5 protein-coding genes and 2 pseudogenes are annotated in these 2,950 nt (G+C 60.1%); 2 read left to right on the top strand and 5 right to left on the bottom strand.

Annotated elements, in window-relative coordinates; genetic code table 11:
• Both E0F99_RS29490 and E0F99_RS29485 read right to left on the bottom strand, forming a co-directional pair.
• Window positions 1-212, bottom strand: a pseudogene (locus tag E0F99_RS29490) (hypothetical protein); the annotation flags it as partial.
• Between the two features lie 124 nt (window positions 213-336).
• Window positions 337-1,170: an arylamine N-acetyltransferase family protein gene (locus E0F99_RS29485; protein WP_083357959.1), complete on the bottom strand. Its 834-nt coding sequence runs from the start codon at window positions 1,168-1,170 to the stop codon at window positions 337-339.
• A 120-nt stretch (window positions 1,171-1,290) separates the two neighbouring features.
• Between E0F99_RS29485 and E0F99_RS29480 the strand changes: the two genes are divergently transcribed.
• The gene (locus tag E0F99_RS29480; RefSeq protein ID WP_083357958.1) at window positions 1,291-1,527 is read left to right on the top strand and encodes a DUF6555 family protein; all 237 of its coding nucleotides are present in this window, start codon (window positions 1,291-1,293) and stop codon (window positions 1,525-1,527) included.
• Window positions 1,528-1,564: 37 nt separating this feature from the next.
• On the opposite strand, the gene E0F99_RS29475 is transcribed toward E0F99_RS29480, so the two are convergent.
• Both E0F99_RS29475 and E0F99_RS30205 read right to left on the bottom strand, forming a co-directional pair.
• Window positions 1,565-1,768: a DUF6021 family protein gene (locus tag E0F99_RS29475; protein WP_083357957.1), complete on the bottom strand. Its 204-nt coding sequence runs from the start codon at window positions 1,766-1,768 to the stop codon at window positions 1,565-1,567.
• Between the two features lie 14 nt (window positions 1,769-1,782).
• The gene (locus E0F99_RS30205; protein ID WP_165447656.1) at window positions 1,783-1,959 is read right to left on the bottom strand and encodes a hypothetical protein; all 177 of its coding nucleotides are present in this window, start codon (window positions 1,957-1,959) and stop codon (window positions 1,783-1,785) included.
• Window positions 1,960-2,087: 128 nt separating this feature from the next.
• On the opposite strand from E0F99_RS30205, the gene E0F99_RS29470 reads away from it, so the two are divergent.
• The gene (locus tag E0F99_RS29470) at window positions 2,088-2,609 is read left to right on the top strand and encodes a DUF3087 family protein (RefSeq protein WP_083357956.1); all 522 of its coding nucleotides are present in this window, start codon (window positions 2,088-2,090) and stop codon (window positions 2,607-2,609) included.
• A gap of 5 nt (window positions 2,610-2,614) precedes the next feature.
• Here the strand turns inward: E0F99_RS29470 and E0F99_RS29465 are convergent.
• Window positions 2,615-2,950, bottom strand: a pseudogene (locus E0F99_RS29465) (MFS transporter); the annotation flags it as partial.

The raw sequence follows: 2,950 nt of genomic DNA, 5'->3' as shown, positions 1-2,950 counted from the left end.
GATGTTGTGGCGCAGTTTTTACACCGCGCCGCTTCCGTGCTGTCGTCCTGGCACTGTTTGCTGCAGCCTTCATGTTTGCAGACGTTATAGCTGCCCTGCACAACGAAGATCGGATTCCGGCCGGTGGACGGTGCGGCGAACACCACGGCAGGCGCGGCGACCAGCGCCAGCAGCGAGGAACCCTTAAGCAGTTTTCCGAATAGCTTGGACATCGTTTTACATCTCCTTGTCTGGTGAGCAAATTATTCAGGAAACGGTTCGAACCCCGGCTTTCGCCAAAGGTTCGAATTAATTTGCGTCGACTTGGAGCAAAAACGATTCAGTAAAGGCTCTACCTCAAGGCTCTTTTGAATTAGCCATTACTAAGCCATCAAGGGTTTCGCGAAGCAGAGGATGGGCCGGCAGACGAATGCCCAAGGTCTCCTGCAGCACGGTCAACAGCTCATCGGTGCTCTCGATTGCGCGCTTTTCACTGGGCCGATCCAGGTAGTGGACGGCATAGTTGGCGTTATTCAAGGTGTAGCGTTTGCCCGGCGCGAGCAGCGCGGCTTTGAGTTGACCGACAAACGTTGAAGCCGGGTGCGTCGACACGTACCAGTTGCCGATTTCATAGTCGATATCCGCCTGCTCTTGCAGGTCGAACACATACAAGCCACGCCACTCCTCGCCGACCTGGGCCCACAAGGTGTAGTCGGCGCCATTGAACGTCAGGCGATAGGGTTCATGGGCGCTGGCCTGGGTCGCGTCCGTGTCCAACCGCAACGGGCTGCTCGGCACCATGCCGCCGAAGCCGACGTCGGTGACGTAGCGCACGCCATCCAAGGTGACCAGGCTCAGGCGATGGGTGCGACCGGTGCGCGCATCCGTTGGCCCGCCCATCACCACCCAGCCGGTAAGGCCGCGCGCCTCGAAGCCCAATTCCTGCAACAGCGTCAGAAACATATGGTTCAGCTCGAAGCAATACCCGCCACGCCCGTCGAGCAGTACCTTTTGCTCGATGCTCGGCAAGTCGATTGGCACCGGGGTGCGCAGCAGTGTCGACAGGCTTTCAAACGCAAAGGTGCACACATGGCGCAGCTGCAGCGCCTGCAAGGTCTGCAAAGTCGGCGGTGGCGGCGAGTCATAACCCAGGCGTTGCAGGTAGAGCTGACGGTGAGTCAATCGGGACATGGCGCGATCCTTGAGCGCGTGGCGAAGGCGTCACTATGCCGTGCCAGCCTGCGACTTGTCATTTTGACTGAACCTTTTTGAACACTCGCCTATCCATCTATAACAAGACAGGGAGGCAACATGAGTACCGCAAAAATCTACACCATCAACTATCAGCTGCACGGTCATCCGAAATCCTTTGTGGTGCGCGCGGAAGTCATGAACAACGCCGAGGCCTGGCATTGGGCGGCGGTGGATGCCGACATCGCCCATGTCAGCCGCATCGGGCGTGTGGGCCACGAACAGGTGAAAAAAACCACACGCCCCTGGGCGGAGAAGTTCGGTATCACCGACGTCACGTGGGTGCCCCCCAAATAAACACAAGCCCCGCAATGGCGGGGCTTGATGTTTTTCTTCAAGTGGCCTTCAAGCCGCCCAACGGATCGTAGGGCGGCTTTTTCTCGGCCTCATCTTTGTCTTTCTGGTCCAACGGCGCGATGGCCGGGCCGATGGGGTCGACCTGCGGGTCAGAGACGTCAGGCGAATCCGGGTCGAAGCCCAGTTCATCCTTACCGCTGGAATGTGCGTCTGAACGTGGGCCTTTCGGGGGATTACTCACGGCGACCTCCTTATTTAAAGCGGACGGGCTTTGTCGTGAAGGTTTTCCAAGTCTTGCTCCGCATGCTGTACGTCATCGTCCTGACGCTCCGCCGGGTCGTTGGGGCGTAACGCATCGTTGTCACGCTCCTCTTCTCCGGGTGTGCGGTCAGGATCAGGCGTACCAGGCGGCGGTTGCTTGTATTCGGACATGATGGTTCACCTCACGGGGAATTGGCTGACCTACAGGGGTTTAGAGAAAGCCCGCGCAACCATCGTTCAACTTGATTTCCCAAAGCGTGCGAAGATGCCACCCCGCCCCTTCTTGAGACCTGACCCGGATGTTCGCGCTTAAACCCTGCGACCCCGCAACCTTCCGCCAACAGACCCGGCGCAGCACCCTCATCATCGCCGTGCTCTTCATGGCCTTGGCAATGCTGCTGTCGAGCCTGGCGGTGATGCTGTTCGGCACGCCTGGCGGTGACAACTTGCGCTTTAATGTCGGCGGCGTGTTCACTGGCGTGTTAATCACTGTAGCCTTGGTGCGCGGCCCGTTCTGGAGCCAGCAGTGGCTGGCGCCGGCCGTCTATGGCTGGCAGCTCAAACGCAGCTTGATGAGCGTCACCAATGTGATGCACAAGGTCACCGAAGGCGCGCAAGCCAACGACCCGACGGCGATCAAACTGCTGCGTTTCTACCACTTGGGGCTCACGCAGATGCATGAACTGGACGCCAACTCCAGCGCCCAGGCGCAATTGGTCGGCGAGATCGACGCACACACGGCGAAGATGCAGGCGTTGGGGATCGACACCGCGCAACCCCGCCTCGACCCCGCTTGGCTGGACAGCGTTAAAAAGTCCTGACAGCGTCAGTTAGAAAGCTTGGTTCGCCAGCAGAACACCGCGCTCATGGCGATTGCCACGCCTGCCAGGCCAAACACCCAGGGGGCCGAGGCCACCGGCAGCAACAGCCCCGCCAGCAGCGGCCCGAGCCCGGCACCGACATCGCGCCACACCGCGTTGGAGGCCAGGGCTGAAACGCGCATCGAACCGGGGTTGCGCTCGGCCACCAAGGTGGTCACCAGACGCAGTTGTAGCCCGCGCAAGACCAGCACCGCCGCCGCGCCGACGCACACCCAATAACCGCCGAACCCGGGCAGGGCCAGTGCACTCAAAAACCAAAACAACACCAGCACAAAGCTCGC

The sequence above is a fragment of the Pseudomonas antarctica genome (assembly GCF_900624995.1).
Lineage (GTDB): Bacteria > Pseudomonadota > Gammaproteobacteria > Pseudomonadales > Pseudomonadaceae > Aquipseudomonas > Aquipseudomonas antarctica.
Note: the sequence above shows the minus strand (reverse complement) of the source record. Positions and strands in the feature narration are given on the sequence as shown.